This window comes from Chryseobacterium sp. SNU WT5 (assembly GCF_007362475.1).
In the GTDB taxonomy this organism is placed as follows: Bacteria; Bacteroidota; Bacteroidia; order Flavobacteriales; family Weeksellaceae; genus Kaistella.
In genome coordinates this window covers 1114160-1132370 of sequence record NZ_CP041687.1, presented here as the reverse complement: position 1 = coordinate 1132370, position 18211 = coordinate 1114160, and the positions used below count along the sequence as shown (strand labels likewise).

The following is an 18211-nucleotide window of genomic DNA, read 5'->3' as shown; positions in this document are numbered from 1 at the left end:
GCTTTTTTGAGGGTTTTTAACTATTAATTAAGAATTTCCTTAAACTAAAAATGTTTTATATTTGCAAAATTATTTATAGAAATTGACGTTAGATCATTCATGAGAAACAAATTTTTTTACCCTCTTTTATTGTTGCTTTTTATTTCGGCTTCCTTCCATGGACAACGCCATGAAATAGGGGTACAATTAGGGATGAGTAATTTGGTAGGTGATATTGGTCGAACAAATTATGTCTTACAGAAACCAGCACTAAGTAACTTATCCCAATATGGAGTTCCTCTGTATGCCGGTATTCTATACCGGATGAATTTTAATCCCTATCAAACGGTGAGATTAAATATTTCATACAGTAATATACAATTTATAGATACGCTTGCTAAAGAGCAATACCGTAGTAACAGAAGATTATTTGGGACAAACTCTATCGCAGAAGCAGATCTCCTTTTTGAATATAATTTTTTGCCCGTAAATGATGAACAGAAAAGTATGTTGAGCCCATACATTTTTGGTGGGTTAGGAGCGTTATATGCCAGTACACCAACACTTGTCATAGAAAATGATTTCAAAAGAAACCCGGTGGGAGTTGCAATAAATCCTGTAGCTGGGGATCCAAACAGTTTTATTACCAAAGAAACTTACAGCACAGGAAAGCAGTTAACAATGGCGATACCATTTGGAGTAGGACTTAAGTATAAGTTTAATTATAATTGGGCGCTTTTTGGTGAATTTATGTTTAGACCTACATTTTCAGATTCTATTGATTACAGTGTAATTGATGATAAAAATATTAAGGTTACTTACAATAAAGATATTTTGGCTGCTGGAACCGATAATAAGTCGGTGTTACAGGAAAGTCCATTTAAAGAAATGGCAGATGCGAAAGCTGCAGCAATAGTAGAAAATAGACAAATTGGAAATATTAATTCCAAAGATTGGGTAAATAGTATTTCTGTTGGACTAAGCTATTCATTTGGAAGACCTCCATGTTATTGTAATTAGAATTATGCAGTCGATAAAAGAAAAAATAAAAAAGGAGCCTCTACCGAAACATGTCGCCATTATTATGGATGGGAACGGAAGGTGGGCAAAATCTCGTGGTAAGGAAAGAACCTATGGGCATAAATGTGCAATTCAGGCGGTAAGAAATGCGGTTGATGCGTGTAATGAAATGCAGATACCTTATCTCACTCTTTATACGTTCTCTTCCGAAAATTGGAACAGACCAGATGAAGAAATAAATACGCTGATGAGTTTAATTTCGGAAACACTACTTTTGGAGGCTGAAGAAATATTTAGCAAAGGTTTACGAATGCATATTATTGGTGATATCGAAAAACTACCGCAATTGGTGCAGCAACAGCTAAATCAATTGGTAGATATTACTAAAGATAACGACAAAGGCAATTTGATCCTGGCGCTTAGTTACGGGTCTCAAAGAGAGATTTTGAGCGCAGTGAAGAAAATTGGTGCAAAAATTAAATCCGGAGAATTAAAGGAAGAAGAAATAACAGAAGAGGTTTTTGAAAACCATTTGTATACCAAAGACTTTCCACCGGTAGACCTAATGATTAGAACAAGTGGCGAAGTAAGAATCAGTAATTTCCTACTTTGGCAGATCGCTTATGCAGAATTGCAGTTTTTAGATATTCTCTGGCCAGATTTCGGGCAGGAAGATTTCTATAAATGCATTTATGATTATCAGAATAAAGAAAGAAGATTCGGAAAAACAAGCGAGCAGCTTGACGAAAATATTTAGAAAATAGAAAAAGTTAGCAAGACAAAAAATGAAGTTTAAATTCTTACCCATCATCATGTTTGTGGCATCGGCACATTTCTATGGTCAGATTACACCCGAGCAGACTAATAAGGATAATAATCCAGTATATGCTCAAAACGAAACAGGAACCTATATCCTGAAAGACATCGTCGTAGATGGCGTAAAAAAGTATACTCCAGCTCAAATATTAAGATTTACGGGACTTAATAAAAACGAGAGTGTAGAAATTCCTGGTCAAAAAATAAGCAACGCCATCAAAAAACTATGGGAAACTCAATCTTTTTCGGAAGTAGAGGTTTATATAGAAAGTGTTGAAGGTGACAAAGTTACTTTGAGATTTAACCTTCAAGATTTAAAAGACTTGGGTGAAGTTAAATTTACAGGTAAAGGAATATCTAAGTCAAAAAGTGAAAAACTAGCGAAAGACAATAATCTTAAACCTGGTACGAAAATCACTCAAAATTTAATCTCTACCCTAAAAACAAATATTCCACAGGAATATATTAAAAAAGGTTTTGCAGATGCAAAGATCTCCATTGAAGATAGAGTAAATGCGAAAGATCCTGAGCTAGTAGACTGGACCATTAATGTAAATAAGGGCAAGAAAATAAAAATCAGCCATATTGAGTTTGAAGGGAATGATAACGTTTCCGACAAAAAACTTCGTAAAAAAGCTTTTAAGGACACTAAGCGGAAAAGCCTTAGCATCGCGGGGATTTTGAAGCCTTCAAGATTTATTGAAGATAAATATCAGGATGACAAAGGAAATCTTATTAATTATTACAGATCATTAGGATTTAGAGACGCTCAAATTGTTTCTGATTCTGTATGGAGAAATAAGAACAATCAGTATGAGATTAATGTAAAACTGAACGAAGGAAAAAAATACTATATCGGAGATGTTAAAATCTTAGGAAACTCAGCATTCTCGACAGATTATTTAGAAAAAGTATTAGGTTACAAAACCGGTGACATCTATGATGCTGTAGGTTTTAATAAAAAAGTAGGTGAAGACGGTGGTAAAGAGGATGATAGTGATATCAAATCTCTTTACATGAACAGTGGTTACCTTTTCTCCAACGTTACACCCATCGAAAAATCGGTAGAAGGAGACTCTATTAATCTTGAAATTAGAATTAATGAAGGAGAAAAAGCTACTTGGAATAGAGTAACGTGGAGTGGGAATACCACAACACATGACCACGTCATCTTAAGATCACTGCGTACAAAACCAGGTAGTTTATTTGCAAAAAGCGATATTAAAAGAACTTATTTTGATTTAGCAGGAATGCAGTTTTTTGATCCTCAACAGGTAGGCCAGCAGGTTGTTCCGAATCAACAGGATAATACGGTAGATATTAACTGGACCTTAGTAGAAAAAGGATCTTCTCAAGTGCAGTTACAAGCAGGATATGGTGGTGGATCTTTCATTGGTACATTAGGTCTGACTTTTAATAACTTCTCATTAAAGAATTTCCTGAGGTTTAAGGACTTTAAGCCAGTTCCTCAAGGTGATGGACAAACATTGTCTATTCAGGCTCAAGCAGGTCAGTTCTTCCAGAATTATGGTATTTCATTTACAGAACCATGGTTGTTTGGGACCAAACCAACAGCATTGTCAGTATCTTTAAACCAATCTCTTGTTAGGTATTCTGATCAATATGGTGCAACACAAAAATTAAATATTTTCTCTGCTAGTGCAGGGTTAAACAGACTGTTAAGTTGGCCGGATGATTACTTCTCTTTGTATACTGGAATCCAGTACCAGAGTTATGATTTTACAAATTATCCCTTCCAATTTGGAAATACAACAGAATATAATGGATCTGCGAAAAACTTCAGTTTCAATGTGGGCTTAAGTAGAAACTCTGCAGGTATTGATCCAATTTTCCCAACATCAGGATCCAACCTAGAGGCTTCGGTTAAATTTACACCACCATATTCATTATTTAATAAAAAAGATTATTCAACACTGGCACCTGTAGAGAAATATAAGTTATTGGAGTTTTATAAAGTAAAACTAAAAGCTGATATCTATAATACAGTCGTTGGTAAGATGGTGTTGAGAACAACCGCAGAAATGGGATTCTTGGACGGATACAATAAAGAGTTGGGTGCGCCACCATTTGAAAGATTCTATATGGGTGGTACAGGTCTTTTCGGTGGGAGATATGATGGTAGAGAATTGGTTCCTTTAAGAGGTTATGAAAATGCTTCCTCTACAGGAGGTATGATAGAAGATGTAACTCCTTACGGTGGAGCTACCATTTATAACCGCTTTGCGTTAGAACTACGGTATCCAATATCAATGAATCAAACGGCGAAGATTTATGCACTCTCCTTCTTAGAAGGGGGTAACGCATACAATTCATTTGGAACTTATAATCCATTCCAGTTAAAACGTTCAGCGGGTGTTGGGATTAGAGTTTATATGGGTGCGTTTGGATTGATCGGATTTGATTTCGCCTACGGATTTGATAAAACAGCAATGGGTACGGAACCAGCAGGTTGGAAAACTCACTTCTTAATGAATCAAACTTTGTAAATTTAACTTTAATGAATAAGTTTCATCTATTAATTGTAGCGCTTTTTGTTTTTGCTATTCCAGCAAATGCTCAGAAAATTGGCGTTGTTGATACAGATTATATTTTGAGCAAAATGCCTGAATATAAAGATGCAGAAGCGAGATTGAATCAGCAAATTACTAATTGGCAGGCAGAAATTCAAACGTTGCAGACGGAATTTGATTCAAAGAAGGCAACGCTTGAGAATGAAAAGGTTTTGCTGATTGGGGATCAATTAAAGACAAGACAGAAAGAAGTTGATGACTTAGATAAGAAAATCAAAACGATGATCAACAACCGCTTTGGTTCTATGGGTGAAATGAATAATGCTAGGGCGAACCTTACAAAGCCTTTCCAGGATCAAATCTGGAATGCAATTAAGACCGTGTCAGAGAAGAATACTTTAGGCATAGTTCTTGATAAAAGCAACAATATCAGCGTAATTTTCCTCGAGAAAAGGTATGATTACACCGATAAAGTTTTAGATATACTCTTGAAAAATTCGGCTGGTCCTAACTCAAATTCTACTGAAAGACCGACGGCAAAAAAGAACGAACGAAACGAAAGAGTTAAATCTCAGAAAGTGCAAAATTAAATTTAATAATAAATAACAACTATAAATTAATAGAATCTCAATTATGAAAAAAGTAAGCGTATTATTTGCAGCTGTGATGATGGTTTGTGCGGCAGGATCTGCAAAAGCTCAGAAAGTTGCATCTATGGAATATGAAGTGGTATTATCGATGATGCCAGAAACGAAGAAAATGACAAGTGATCTAGATACTTTTAGCAAAACAAAAGGAGGCGAGTTGCAAAAACAAGGTGAAGCTTTCCAAAAAGAAGTAGAGCAGTATAAAGCGGAAGGTGCAAAAATGACTGAAGCTCAAAGACAAGCTAAAGAATCTGAACTTCAGAAAAAACAACAAAATTTGCAAGAATTGCAGCAAACAGCTCAAAATGATTTGGCGCAAAGAAGAGATGCCGCTGTGAAACCAATCGTTGATAAAATTAACAAGGCTGTTGATAAAGTAGCGAAAGCAAATGGATATGATTTTATCATAGACTCAACTGCACTAATTTATAAAGCTGGTCCAGATGCGACACCAGCTGTAAAGAAAGAATTAGGACTTTAAAAATAAATTTTAAATACCTAAACCATCTCGAAATCGGGATGGTTTTTTTAATTTTGTATGATGGACAAAGAAATTTCTAATGTTGTAAGAGTCCGCTTTAGCGATTGCGATCCTATTGGGCATTTAAATAATGTGAAGTATCTCGAATACATGCTGAACGCAAGGGAAGATCATGTAGAATCCGGTTATGGGTTCACTTACGAAGAATACACAAAAAAAACGGGATGCACATGGATCACCATTCAAAATGAGATTGCTTATTTGAAAGAGGTGCGCTATAATTCCAAAGTGATTATTTCCAGTAAAACAATTGAACTAAGTGACCGCCTGTCTAAGGTGGAGATCTTAATGAAAAGTGAAGACGGGAAAACCATTCATAGTATTCTTTGGCTTTCTATTATTTATTTTAATATGAAAACGAGAAAATCTGCGGTACACCCAGAAGAAACGAAAGAATTGTTTCAAAAATTTTTGATGGAGTTGGAAGAAAAGGATTTTAAAAGTAGAGTTGCTCTTTTTAGAAAGCAAAATAAAAAAGTAAATATTTAATGAAAAAAATATTGATAATTGGCTCAAATGGGCAATTGGGCAATTGTTTCAGAAAGATTGCACGTGATTACGAACTTCAGTATGAATTTAACTTTGCAACTTCTGCAGATCTAGATATCACAGATAGGAATGCTGTTCTTAATTTCTTAGATGATTACAAACCTCACTTCTGTATTAATGCTTCAGGTTACACCGCCGTGGATTTAGCAGAGGAGGAGAGCGATAGAGCTTTTGCTGTCAATGCGTTTGGTGTCGAGAATATAGCAGAAGCCTGCGCAGAATCTAGAACAATATTTGTCCATATTTCTACAGATTATGTATTTGATGGCGACAGTAATATTTCCTATTCGGAAGATAATTTTACCAATCCACAGGGAGTGTATGGCGAGTCCAAACTTAAAGGCGAAGAGTTAGCATTGGAAGCGAATCCCAAAACAATTATCCTAAGAACTTCCTGGCTCTATTCAGAATTCAATAAAAATTTTGTAAAAACTATGCTGCAACTATTCTCAACAAAAAAAGAATTGGGAATTGTAGCAGATCAGTACGGTCAACCAACAAATGCTAATGATCTAGCTGCGGCAGTAATGAAAATTATCGAAACTGAAACCAAGGTTTTTGGCATTTTCCACTTTTCTAATTATCCTGAGACTACCTGGTTTAATTTCGCTACTAAAATTGCAGATTTTTCTAATTCCAAAATTAAATTGAAACCAATTACGACAGAAGAATTCCCAACACCGGCGAAACGTCCGAAAAGAAGTACTTTATCTTTGGATAAAATTGAAAGTATTTATAAAATAGAACCTTGTCATTGGGAGAATTCCTTACACGACTGTATCGAAATTTTGAAAAATGATTAAAATGAAAAACTTTATTCTCCTGTCTTTTATTTTTTTATCAACCTTCCTGTTTGGGCAGAACGTAGTTTTAAGTAAGGTTGTAAAAACACATTCAAATACGGATAAAATTTTTTATAGGCTGGATTCAGTAATTGAAGGGGCAGAATATTTAGGAGAGTTGGAAGTTCAGGGTTTCTCTGACAATGATGTAGAAGTTTTTAACAAAATTTATAAAAAAGCAAAAGAAATTGGCGCCAATTCCTTTCGTTACCAGCCTTTTGAAAAAATTGACGGTTCAGTTTCAGAATTTGATTTTACCCATTATAAATTGAGCTTATATTACTTGGATGCACATGAAATTCCGAAAGAAAATAACATCGTTTATATTATTGGTTCGCCCTATAAGAAACAGAAGATTTCAATTAATCAGAAGAATATAACGCTTGAGCCAAGAACCTATACAAAATTGATTCTCGAACCGGCTCAGATCTATACGATTTCTACCAGAAATATCTTGGGATCAACAATAAAGGTTGGTTATCAAGAAAATCAGGTTGCAACTTATTTTCAAGTTTCCGGATTTTCTGTAAATTCGAATTCAGCGGGAGAACCTGGTATTAATTTAAAATCCGGCGATATTGTCCGATTAGAGCAATCTTATGCACAGTTTTTGACGACTATTTATCAACTTCTTAAGTAAATATAAAAAAAGATGAAAGTAGATATTTTAGCAATTGGTGCACATCCTGATGATGTAGAACTGGGATGTGGTGGAACTTTGGCGAAACTAATCTCTGAAGGTAAAACCGTAGCCGTTATAGATCTTACGCAAGGAGAATTGGGAACACGTGGAACCAATGTTACCCGAGCGCAGGAAGCTGCTGAATCTACCGCAATAATGGGTTATGCAGATCGTGAAAATCTCAAAATGAGAGATGGTTTCCTGCTCAACACAGAAGAGTATCAAATGAAAATTGTTCAAATGATCAGAAAATACCGGCCAGAAATTGTTTTTGCTAATTCTATTGATGATCGGCATCCGGATCACGCAAAAGCCTCAAAATTAGTGTCCGATGCGTGCTTCCTTTCTGGTTTGGTTAAAATTGAAACAACTTTGGATCGGGAGATTCAACAGGCGTGGCGCCCGAAACAGATTTTTCACTACATCCAGTGGAAACATATCACACCTGACTTTGTGGTAGATATCTCAGATTTTATGCCTAGAAAGATTGAAGCTTGTTTGGCTTATAAAACCCAGTTTTATGATCCAACATCCACAGAACCAATGACTCCTATTTCAAGTAAAGATTTCTTAGAGAGTTTAACTTACCGTGCGCAAGATCTTGGAAGACTTTCCGGGGTTGCATTTGCAGAAGGCTTCACCACGGAAAAACTCTTAGCATTCAAAAATTTTGATGGAATAATTTTGTAGTATATCGAAAAATCTTATATTTGCAACCTCAAACGGTGATTGTAGCTCAGTTGGTTAGAGCGCCGGATTGTGGTTCCGGAGGTCGGGGGTTCGAGACCCCTCATTCACCCACGTTAAAACGCATTGATTTTCAATGCGTTTTTTCTTTTTAGTAAGTGTTATCTGAAATATAGGGAAAACAGGACCAAAAAAAGCATCCAAAATTGAATGCTTTTTTATATCTATTTAGAAGTTTAAATTTCCTCGTCTGAGTCAATGGTAAATGATTTTGTTTTGAAATCTTTATCATGTTTTTCAGAAATTACATCTTCTCCTTTTTGGCTAATGATAAAATCTGTGGAATCTTTAAACATTTCTTCGAAACTTTTAAAATCTTCTTTGTAAAGATATATTTTATGTTTTTCAAAAGATGCTTCTCCGTTTTCGCCAAAGTTTTTTTTACTTTCGGTAATTGTTAGATAGTAATCCCCTGCTTTTGTTTCACGCACGTCAAAGAAATATGTTCTTCTCCCGGCCTTCAAAACCTTGGTGAAAATTTCATTTTCGTGGCGTTCCTTGTATTCACTCATTTGTAGCTATTTTTTGAAATCTTTGTTAAACAAATATAAAAGATTTCTTTTAAATGCAAAATATATTTGTAACTATTTACTGATAAAATAGGTTATTCATAATAAATTGATGATTTAATTCAAATTTTCATTTTCTACTGGGGTGAGGTTCAGTATTTTATCCGCCCTTTTCGCACTGCTAGGTCGGTGGGTAATAATAATTGAAGTACAGTTTTGAATTTGATTTTCAATGTTTTGTAATATATTTTCTTCCGTTTCGGTATCCAGAGCCGACAGAGAATCGTCAAAAATTAGAATACTTGGCTCTTTAATTAAAGCTCTTGCTATACAGATCCGTTGTTTCTGCCCTCCCGAAAGCATCACTCCGCGCTCTCCAACCATTGTCTTGTATTGATCTTTGAATTCGATGATGTTTTTATGAACGTCTGCTTTTTTAGCATACGCTATCACCTTATCAAGTGATGGCTTATCGATCGCAAAACCAATATTGTTTTCTATTGTATCCGAAAATAAAAAACTTTCCTGTGGAATATAACCAATGAACTTACGGTAAATCTCAAGATTATGGTCTTTTAAATTTTTTCCATCGATCAGGATTTCTCCTTCTGATGGATCGATCAAGCGACAAAGCAACAGTGCAATCGTTGATTTCCCGCTTCCAGTCTTGCCCATGATCGCTAATGATTTACCCGCTGAGATTTTAAAACTTAACCGATCTAGCGCCTTAATTCCTGTATTCGGATAAACATACGATACATTTCTGAATTCGATGTCTCCTTTAATAATATATTGATCATTATTGGTATTGATAATGTCACTTTTCATGTCTAGAAATTCATTAATTCGGGACATTGAGGCTTCTGCCCGTTGATTGATTGAAGTGACCCAACCGACCATAGAAAAGGGGAAAATAAGAATATTAATGTATAAAAAGAAATCAGCAATTTTCCCGACTGTAAGTTCATTGTTCAGATATTTTTGACCGCCTAATAATAGGATGACCACATTCAATAAACCAATTACAAAAAGAATAATCGTGAAAAAGTATGCTTCCGTTTTCGCCAGATCCAAAGATTTATCCTGGTAGTCCTTTACTTTGGTTCCGTAACTTTCTTCGATATAACTTTCTTTAGCGAAAAATTTTACTACCCGAATCCCAGAGAAACTATCTTGTACAAAAGTTGAAATTGCAGACTGGCTCTTCTGCATGATTTTCGACTTTTTGTTGATGATCGAACTTACTTTATAAATCAGAAAAGATAATATTGGTAAAGGGATCAAAGACCATAAAGTCATTTCTGTATTTGTTTTCAGCATGTAAATACTGGTGATAATAAGTAGGATAAGCAAATTGACTATATACATTACTCCCGGACCTAAATACATACGAACAGCGACAACATCTTCACTCAGTCTATTCATCAAATCACCAATAGTCGTTTTTTTAAAGTCCGTTAGTGAAAGTTCTTGGTAATGTTTGTAAATCTTATTTTTTAATTCATATTCAATTCTTCTTGAGGATACAATGATCGTTTGCCGCATCATAAAGGTGAAGAAGCCCGTAAGCAAAGATGATCCTACAATGATTCCAACATAGTACAATACTTGCTTATTAAATCCAAGACTGGATGTATTAGAAATTTCGTCAATGGATCTACCGACGAACTGAACCTTATAAATATTAAAGAAATTGCTGGCAATAATGAATAAAAAACCATAAAACAAGAGTGTTTTATGTTTCCAAAAATAGGGATTAAGGGTTTTGAGTGCATTCATAAATAAGATCGCTATCCGACAATATTCTTGCCAATTAAGCGACACAAAAGTAATAAATTGAAATTTGAGAAGTTATTATTTCACATAAAATTATTATATAACCATTTGAATATTTATTAAAATAAACTCCTAAATAAAAATGTAATTGAACTACATTAATAATTAGGTAAGATATTCAAGTTGTGAGATAAAATTTAAAGATAAAAAAAACAGTATCAAATACTTTGATACTGTTTACTCAGTAATTTAAATAGCTGCACTAATATCCACAAAATTTGAAATAACAACTGCGACCAATTTTTATCTTAAATTATATCTGTATTTTTCTAAAAGATGGATTAAAATAATCACTGAAGGTGCTATGATGGGAATAATAATAATCAAGATTATATTAAATAATAATGATTTTTTATCATTATATACAATCATAACTGCATATAAATAAGTGATAAATATAATCAGTGCTAAGCTGAAAATAATATATGGATTAATTAGTAATAACATAATTAGATTATTTATTTACAACACCATGCTTGGGTAGCATAACTTACAGCTCCTATGGTGCTGGTTTCAGGTGCCCCAATTGTTATGCATCCGTTTAAGTCGCCATCCATCATATCAGTTGCAATATTATGAGTTAAATTTGCCTTAGCAGCAGCGCCATTCATTCCTACTCCTACATTATAAACAGTATCCCAAAAAGAACAAGCCTCTCTAATCTTTGAAGAGCTTGTCATATTATTTTTGTATAAATTATATTCGATTTTACCAGATATATTAGGAGAAGTGACTTCACCTAAAAATATTAATTAAATATTAAGCTTAGCATCTTCATTCAAAAACTTTTGCTCAATGTTGTCTAATGAGCCTTGAAAATAAGGTGTTTTGACGAAGAATTTATTGTCTTGTAAATATATTTTATAAGAGTCCGTATCTGCAAACGAAATTTCATTATTAATATATTTAAATGAAAAATTTGATAAATTTTCCTTTTTTTTGTGCAAATATAATCCTCTATAAGAAGTGAATGTATAAACGTCCCCACTTTTTATAATTCCACTTGCTCCTAAGTCTAGCAATGTATTTGACATTTTTGTAGTACTTTCTTTTAATAAAACGAAGTCGCTTTTAGTGGAATCTATATCCCTATTACAAGCAACTACTAATAAGCTTAACACTAATTACCATAAATGTTTCAATTTTAATTTTTTTATCATAACGTTTTTTTTAATTTTGCCTGAAGTTGTTTAAGATATTTACGCACACAGACAATACGCAACAAATCATTTGTTATTTTTTTACAAAGCTAAAATAAATAAAATATTTTATATTATACGTAAAAATATTTCAACAAAAATATTTCTTAGAATTACACTTAAAATAAGTCACTCAAATAATCTATCTTTGCACCCATTAAAAGCTCTTTGAAATGTTAGGAAGAAGACAAATTCGTGAAAAGGTGGTGGGATCACTTTATTCTTATTATCAAAACCCCATAAAATTTGATGTTTTAGAGAAAAATATGTTCTCAGAAATCGATAAAATATATCATTTATATATTTATCAGCTCAATTTCTTAGTGGCGCTTAAAGATCTCGCAGAACGACAGATCGAAATTGGAAAGAATAAGTATTTGAAAACAGACTTAGATACAAATCCAAATAAAAAGTTTATCACTAATCAGGTATTGATTAAAATTGAGGAAAATCAGGAAAGGCTTTCTTTTACTTCTAAACATCAGGATTTAAAATGGGACAAATACGATGAATTGATGGTTAAAACCTTTCAAAGAATGACTGCCGGTAAAAGGTATCAGGATTTCATGAAAGAAGATGGCTATTCTTTTGAGGAAGATCAAAAATTTATCGGTAAGCTATTTTTAAGATATATTGCTGAAAACGAAGATTTTCATGAGCATCTTGAAGAAAAGGAATTATGCTGGGCAGATGATTTTCACATTTCTAATTCTATGGTTCAAAAAACAATAGGATTTTTCAAAGAAAATGAGCCTAGTCACACTTTAATCAAGATGATCAAGGATGAAGATGATCGCGAATTTACACGAAAACTTTTAAAAGAGTCATTGAATCATTGGGAAGAAAATGAGAAAAAACTGGAAGGCAGGTTAGTAAACTGGGATCTTGATCGTATTTCTTTACTTGATAAAATTATTATCATTACTGCAATAACAGAGCTGGACTATTTTCCTTTGACACCAGCCAGAGTTATTATCAATGAATATATTGAAATCTCCAAAGTTTTCTCTACCGATCGTTCTAACATTTTTATCAATGGGATTTTAGATAAGTATACTAAAGATTTAAACAGAAGTTAATATGAGAAATTTTATTAAAATAGCGCCTTTTATTATCGCGTTTACAGTTGTAAGTTGTAAAAAAGATCAAAAAGCAGATCAACTTGTTGTTCAAGAAGAAAACGTTGTGGAAGCTCCTACAAGTAATGCTTCTGTGATAGATGCTCCAGTTGTAGATGCGCAAAAAGAGATGATAGAAACTGCGCAGTCTAAACCTCTAACCAATATCGCATTGTCAGAATCACATTTTGATTTTGGCAAGATAAAAAAAGGAGATCAGAAAGAGCACATTTATGAAATTACAAATACGGGCGCAAATCCTTTGATCATTTCACAGGTTAAACCTGGTTGTGGTTGTACCGTTCCGGATTATACAAAAGAACCAATTCTTCCTGGGAAGAAAGGGAAAATTACTTTAAAGTTTAACTCTTCCGATTTTGATGGAATGGTTAATAAGCAAGCAGAAGTTTTCGCAAACGTAGAGAAAACACCGATCGTGCTGAGTTTCTCTGCCGATATTCAACCTTAATAAATTTATATAATGATAACAATATTTTTACAGGCAGCCGGAGCAGAAGGTTCTATGATGCCAACAATGCTAATGATGGGTCTTATGTTCGTAGGGTTTTATTTCCTTATGATTCGCCCACAAATGAAGAAGTCAAAACAAGAGAAAAATTTTCAAGCAGAAATTAAAGTAGGCAGCCGAATAGTGACTACTTCGGGTATGCATGGAAGAATTGCTCAAATTCAGGAAGATGGGGTTGTAATAGAAACACTTTCAGGAAAATTGAAGTTTGAAAAAGCAGCGATTTCTAGAGAATTCACACAACAGCGTTTTCCCGATAACACGACAGAAACAAAGTAATTTCTGTCGTTACTAAAATATAAAGCAACCTTTTCGGGTTGCTTTTTTACTTTAAAAAAGATAACATTGTTTCATTTACAATTTGGTTAATATGGGAATCAAGATTTCATTAAACTTAGCCCAATACTACAGTTTAAGCAGTTTTTTGTGAGACATAAATGATGATAATGATATAGTAAAGATTGAGATTCGAGTGCGTTTTTAGGATGAGCTCCTAAGGATTTCCAGTTTTCGATAATGGTGTTGTTTTCGGCAGGAATATTCTGGTACAAGGTGGAAATGTCTTCTACAATACTCGCTGAAGTATTTTTATGATAAGTATATCTTAAAGGTAAAACGGCATTGATAAGAATAAGCGCTATAAAATCCTTAGTTAACCTTTTCTCAGTTTGTACCGGAGAGATTTTGCCAAAATTATAATGGTTATACCAATATTCACTGGCTGCTACTTTTGTAAAAATAAAGTAGAGTTGGTCAATATTTTTTGCAGTAATCAATTTTGAAAAGAGATTTTGATTAGCATGATAGAGGGACGCCAATTGGGAAAGGCGAATGGTAGGAAAGTTCGGTGGTCTCAATTTTGAAAACTTAGGATGGATAAATGTTTCTGATAGCTGATATTTCTTTTTCAAAAACTCGAATTCACGTTTCCATATTGTAGTTTGTTCATCTAGCGGATTTTCCAGCCAGTTGCACATTCCGAATAGAAGTGCCTCTAATTGGGTTTGATTCTGCCTGATTTTATTGAAGATGGTATAATTTATACTTTCTGCTAGTTGCTTAAATAGCGGTGCATTTACTTTTAATCCGAACGCGTAGGCGAGTTGATGAAACAAAACAGCTTCGTAATTGTTCTTGAAGGTTTGCAATCTTTCCTCGATTTCAATCGATTTTACATCTAGTTTCTTCAGTAGATTTTCTTCATGGAAATTTACCGGTAAATGCTTGATGTCAAATATTTTCTCACAGGGAATGAATTGAGTTTGCTCTAACAGCAGTTGATATTTTGAAAGCAGTTTTTCATCAATATAATTTTTTAATTCTAAGGTCGGAATGTTGTTGTCTGTAAATTCCTCAATTTCGATATCATGGATGAATACTACGTGTGCGATAATATTCTTAAATTCGGGATTGCCAGAATGACGGTGGAAGATCCAGTCCGAAGATTTCACGTGAAGTTCTATGTTTCCAACTAAAACTAAGTCTTTCGTTTTAATTTTACCTAAAAGAAAATCTGGCCCCGAATCAAAATTCCAAGTTCCAAATTCTAAGATCTCAAGAGTATTTCCCTGTACATCTTTAAAATCAAAATTATTGAAAATTTTGAAATTCCACAGATATTGGAGTAATTTTTCATTCATGGTCAGAACCCTTTAATCACAAAGTAACAAAGCAAATTCTGATTAGAAAAGAGTGAAATAACTATTTTTGGAAATGATGCAGGGTGTCGGCATACATTTTTTCGTAAACGGGCAGGATGTTTTTTAAATCAAATTTTAAAGCTTGTTCCTTGGCATTTTTCTTCATTTGAATGAGAAGCTTTTCGTCGCTCAGGAGTTTAATAGTGTAATTACTCATTGCTTCAACATTTCCAATTTCTGTAAGATAACCGGTTTCTCCCTGAATATTAACCTCTGGGATACCGCCTGCATTTGAACTAATTACGGGAGTTTCTGCGGCCATAGCCTCCAAAGCTGCCAAACCGAAACTTTCCTGTTCCGAAGGAAGTAAAAATACATCAGAAAGTTGAAGGATTTTATAAAGATCATTAACTTTTCCGAGCAGACGAACTTTTCCAATTAAATCTGGATGGTCTTCTAGAAACTCATTGATAATTTCCATATCAGGACCTTCTCCGATGATGATCAGTTTGGATTTTACTTTTGCATTTACATTTTTGAAAATCTGTAAAACATCTTGTACCCGCTTTACCGGACGGAGATTGGAAACGTGGATGAGTATCTTTTCTTCTTTCGTTGCGAAATGATTTCGCCTACAATCTGATTCCTTTTGAAATTCATCGTTATCAATAAAATTGGTGATTACCTGAATTTCTTTGGTGATTTTAAATAATTGTAGGGTATCTTTTTTTAAGCTTTCAGAAACGGATGTGATCGTATTGGATTGATTAATAGAGAATTCAACTGCGTGTTTGTAGCTTGGGTGTTGTCCTACCAAGGTAATGTCTGTTCCGTGAAGGGTTGTTACCAACGGAATATCTTTACCTTCTTCTTTCAGCATTTGCTTTGCAGTAAATGCAGCGTAAGCATAAGGAATGGCGTAATGCGCATGGAGTAAATCCAATTTATATAAATTTACGACTCGGTAAATCATAGACGAAAGCGCAATATCGTAGGGTTGATATTGGAACAGGGGATAGGTCTGCACGTTTACTTTATGAAAAAATATATTAGGATTGGTGATGTCTAATCTCGCAGGCAATGCAGAACTTATAAAATGTACTTCATAACCTTTATTTGCGAGTGCCATACCAAGTTCCGTAGCAACGATGCCACTTCCACCATAAGTTGGATAACAGAGAATCCCTATTTTCATTATTTATTTTTTTTAAAATTGAAATTACTCAATTACTGTTTTTGTATTTTGTTGGGACGGAAGGTCTATTCTGGAAGAAGGATTGAGTTCTAATCCCATTCCTGCTCTTAAGTTTTCATTCACTAAAACGGGAAGTTTGCCCCATATTTTAGTTTGACCACCAAGTGCTTTTGCAGTTGCGATCATAGCGTCGTCATTATTCTCGTAAGAAACCAGAACCGTTGATATTTTAGAAATATCAACATCTTTCAAAGCGTATGCAGATCCAAAAACGTCTAAGATGACCTGTTGATTTCTGGTCAGTTCAGCTAAAACTCTCTTACTTTCTGCAGAGATTTTATAAGGTTTATATGCGGTGGAATTATCTTTATGAAAACCTACAATCACTTTCGAATTTATCGGAATAGAGGAAATTTCTGAAGCTTTTTTAACGACTACCGTTGTGTTTAGATTTAACTGATCCAAGAACGTTTGATACGGAGCTTCCTCCATCGGAACATAATAGTAAGTTTCCTTGCAATTCAGCGGAAGCATCTTTTTTTCGTCTTTAATTAAAGTCAATGCATGAGAATACATTTTTTGAACAATTTCTGAATGTGAAGCATTATTTAAATCTTCAATAATATTTGTTGGATCTCTAGGATCATATTTACTCAGACCCAGGTAATATTTAGTCAATAAAATTTTCTTTACACTCTCTTCAACTCTATCTTGTGAGATTTCTCCGTTGGTGATTGCCTGCTGAATCAATCTTTTCCCCATTGCTACATCTTGGGAAAAGAGCATAATGTCATTTCCTGCTTTAAAAGCCATCGCATCTAATTCGCCAGCTTTGAATTTATTTGCAACTGCACCCATATTAAGAGCGTCGGTGATGATTAAACCTTTATATCCCAATTGTTCTTTTAAAAGTCCAGTAATGATATTTTTAGAAATTGAAGCGGGAATTCCTTTTGTTTTTTCTAATGCTGGAACATAAAGATGGGCAACCATAACTCCGCCGATTCCTTTGTCCATCAATGCTTTAAATGGTGCAATCTCTATTTCATTTAATCTTTTCAAAGAATGAGAAACTACTGGTAAATCAAGATGAGAATCTTTATCAGTATCGCCATGTCCTGGGAAATGTTTGATCGCTGCCAAGATATTGTTGTCTTGTAAACCATTGGAGTAAGCCATCGCTGAATTCACGACATTTTGAACTTCTGAGCCGAAACTACGATTACCAATAATAGGATTATTAGGATTGGTATTCACATCAACAACTGGTGCAAAATCCCAGTTGATACCCATTCTCTTACAGTCTTCCGCAATTTTTGCCGCCATTTCCGTAATTAAACTTTTATCCTGAATAGCACCAAGTGTCATAGCCCATGGGAATTTATGAGCTGTCGCAATTCTTTGAAACAGTCCCCATTCAGCATCCATACCAATCATCAAAGGTATTTTTGATTCACGCTGAAATTCGTTTACCAGATTAATTTCACGCGCAGCATCGTCCTGCATTAAGATCAATCCTCCGATTTTATCCTTTAAAACAATGTTTCGGACTTCGTTGATATGAGCTTCATCTTTATTGGTGTATAAAGCGACGATAAACAGTTGCCCCAATTTTTCATCTTGCGATAAAGATTGATAAGTTTTGTCTACCCATTGATTTGCTCTTTGCAAATCAGTTGATGAAATATTTTTTGGAATATATTGAGCGTAAATGCTTAATGGCGTACAAATAAAGAGAAATAAGAAAAAGGATATTTGAATTTTAAGATTTTTCATTCTTTATATTATAGATGAAAACAAAAATACAATTTTTTAATTTTATCCATTGGCA

Annotated in this window: 19 protein-coding genes and 1 tRNA gene; 13 read left to right on the top strand and 7 right to left on the bottom strand. The window is 34.0% G+C overall.

Going from position 1 to position 18211, the window contains the following annotated elements; all coding sequences use genetic code 11:
• Positions 1-99 precede the first annotated feature (99 nt).
• The 10 genes from FNJ88_RS05395 (at position 100) to FNJ88_RS05350 (ending at position 8407) form a co-directional block, all read left to right on the top strand.
• Positions 100-999 carry a DUF6089 family protein gene (locus FNJ88_RS05395; RefSeq protein WP_143852201.1) on the top strand — a complete coding sequence of 300 codons (900 nt, stop codon included), beginning with the start codon at positions 100-102 and terminating at the stop codon, positions 997-999.
• A gap of 4 nt (positions 1000-1003) precedes the next feature.
• Positions 1004-1756, top strand: a complete 753-nt coding sequence (gene uppS / locus FNJ88_RS05390) for a polyprenyl diphosphate synthase (RefSeq protein ID WP_143852200.1) — start codon at positions 1004-1006, stop codon at positions 1754-1756.
• Positions 1757-1784: 28 nt separating this feature from the next.
• Positions 1785-4322, top strand: a complete 2538-nt coding sequence (locus FNJ88_RS05385; RefSeq protein ID WP_143852199.1) for an outer membrane protein assembly factor — start codon at positions 1785-1787, stop codon at positions 4320-4322.
• Between the two features lie 11 nt (positions 4323-4333).
• A complete protein-coding gene (locus FNJ88_RS05380) occupies positions 4334-4936 on the top strand; it encodes an OmpH family outer membrane protein (protein ID WP_143852198.1) in 603 nt (200 codons plus the stop codon).
• 43 nt (positions 4937-4979) lie between these two features.
• On the top strand, positions 4980-5474 hold the full coding sequence (locus FNJ88_RS05375; protein WP_143852197.1) for an OmpH family outer membrane protein: 495 nt from the start codon (positions 4980-4982) through the stop codon (positions 5472-5474).
• 60 nt (positions 5475-5534) lie between these two features.
• The gene (locus FNJ88_RS05370) at positions 5535-6023 is read left to right on the top strand and encodes an acyl-CoA thioesterase (RefSeq protein WP_410495203.1); all 489 of its coding nucleotides are present in this window, start codon (positions 5535-5537) and stop codon (positions 6021-6023) included.
• Positions 6023-6886, top strand: a complete 864-nt coding sequence (gene rfbD, locus FNJ88_RS05365) for a dTDP-4-dehydrorhamnose reductase (RefSeq protein WP_143852195.1) — start codon at positions 6023-6025, stop codon at positions 6884-6886. Before FNJ88_RS05370 ends, rfbD begins: the two co-directional genes overlap by 1 nt.
• Position 6887: 1 nt before the next feature.
• Entirely contained in the window at positions 6888-7565 is a 678-nt protein-coding gene (locus FNJ88_RS05360; protein WP_143852194.1) for a hypothetical protein, read from the top strand.
• A 12-nt stretch (positions 7566-7577) separates the two neighbouring features.
• Positions 7578-8297 (top strand): bacillithiol biosynthesis deacetylase BshB1, encoded by a 720-nt coding sequence (bshB1, locus tag FNJ88_RS05355; RefSeq protein WP_143852193.1) that lies wholly within the window; start codon positions 7578-7580, stop codon positions 8295-8297.
• 34 nt (positions 8298-8331) lie between these two features.
• Positions 8332-8407: transfer RNA gene (locus FNJ88_RS05350), tRNA-His, on the top strand.
• A 123-nt stretch (positions 8408-8530) separates the two neighbouring features.
• On the opposite strand, the gene FNJ88_RS05345 is transcribed toward FNJ88_RS05350, so the two are convergent.
• The 4 genes from FNJ88_RS05345 to FNJ88_RS05330 form a co-directional block, all read right to left on the bottom strand.
• Complete coding sequence (locus tag FNJ88_RS05345) at positions 8531-8866, bottom strand: DUF3276 family protein (protein WP_143852192.1); 336 nt, start codon at positions 8864-8866, stop codon at positions 8531-8533.
• 114 nt (positions 8867-8980) lie between these two features.
• Positions 8981-10642: an ABC transporter ATP-binding protein gene (locus FNJ88_RS05340; protein ID WP_143852191.1), complete on the bottom strand. Its 1662-nt coding sequence runs from the start codon at positions 10640-10642 to the stop codon at positions 8981-8983.
• A gap of 515 nt (positions 10643-11157) precedes the next feature.
• A complete protein-coding gene (locus tag FNJ88_RS05335; RefSeq protein ID WP_143852190.1) occupies positions 11158-11379 on the bottom strand; it encodes a hypothetical protein in 222 nt (73 codons plus the stop codon).
• Between the two features lie 72 nt (positions 11380-11451).
• Positions 11452-11733, bottom strand: coding sequence for a hypothetical protein (locus tag FNJ88_RS05330; protein WP_143852189.1), 282 nt, complete (start codon positions 11731-11733; stop codon positions 11452-11454).
• A gap of 338 nt (positions 11734-12071) precedes the next feature.
• On the opposite strand from FNJ88_RS05330, the gene FNJ88_RS05325 reads away from it, so the two are divergent.
• The 3 genes from FNJ88_RS05325 to yajC are packed head-to-tail and all read left to right on the top strand — an operon-like array spanning position 12072 to position 13824.
• A complete protein-coding gene (locus FNJ88_RS05325; protein ID WP_143852188.1) occupies positions 12072-12977 on the top strand; it encodes a transcription antitermination protein NusB in 906 nt (301 codons plus the stop codon).
• Position 12978: 1 nt separating this feature from the next.
• Positions 12979-13485 (top strand): DUF1573 domain-containing protein, encoded by a 507-nt coding sequence (locus FNJ88_RS05320; protein WP_143852187.1) that lies wholly within the window; start codon positions 12979-12981, stop codon positions 13483-13485.
• Positions 13486-13497: 12 nt separating this feature from the next.
• Positions 13498-13824: a preprotein translocase subunit YajC gene (gene yajC, locus FNJ88_RS05315; RefSeq protein ID WP_143852186.1), complete on the top strand. Its 327-nt coding sequence runs from the start codon at positions 13498-13500 to the stop codon at positions 13822-13824.
• Positions 13825-13922: 98 nt separating this feature from the next.
• Here yajC and FNJ88_RS05310 read toward each other — a convergent pair whose 3' ends face one another.
• The 3 genes from FNJ88_RS05310 to FNJ88_RS05300 all read right to left on the bottom strand — a co-directional run bounded on the left by FNJ88_RS05310 (position 13923) and on the right by FNJ88_RS05300 (position 18156).
• Positions 13923-15185, bottom strand: a complete 1263-nt coding sequence (locus tag FNJ88_RS05310) for a DUF2851 family protein (protein WP_143852185.1) — start codon at positions 15183-15185, stop codon at positions 13923-13925.
• Positions 15186-15246: 61 nt separating this feature from the next.
• Positions 15247-16380 carry an N-acetyl-alpha-D-glucosaminyl L-malate synthase BshA gene (gene bshA, locus FNJ88_RS05305; protein WP_143852184.1) on the bottom strand — a complete coding sequence of 378 codons (1134 nt, stop codon included), beginning with the start codon at positions 16378-16380 and terminating at the stop codon, positions 15247-15249.
• Between the two features lie 24 nt (positions 16381-16404).
• On the bottom strand, positions 16405-18156 hold the full coding sequence (locus FNJ88_RS05300) for a glycoside hydrolase family 3 protein (protein WP_143852183.1): 1752 nt from the start codon (positions 18154-18156) through the stop codon (positions 16405-16407).
• Positions 18157-18211 lie beyond the last annotated feature (55 nt).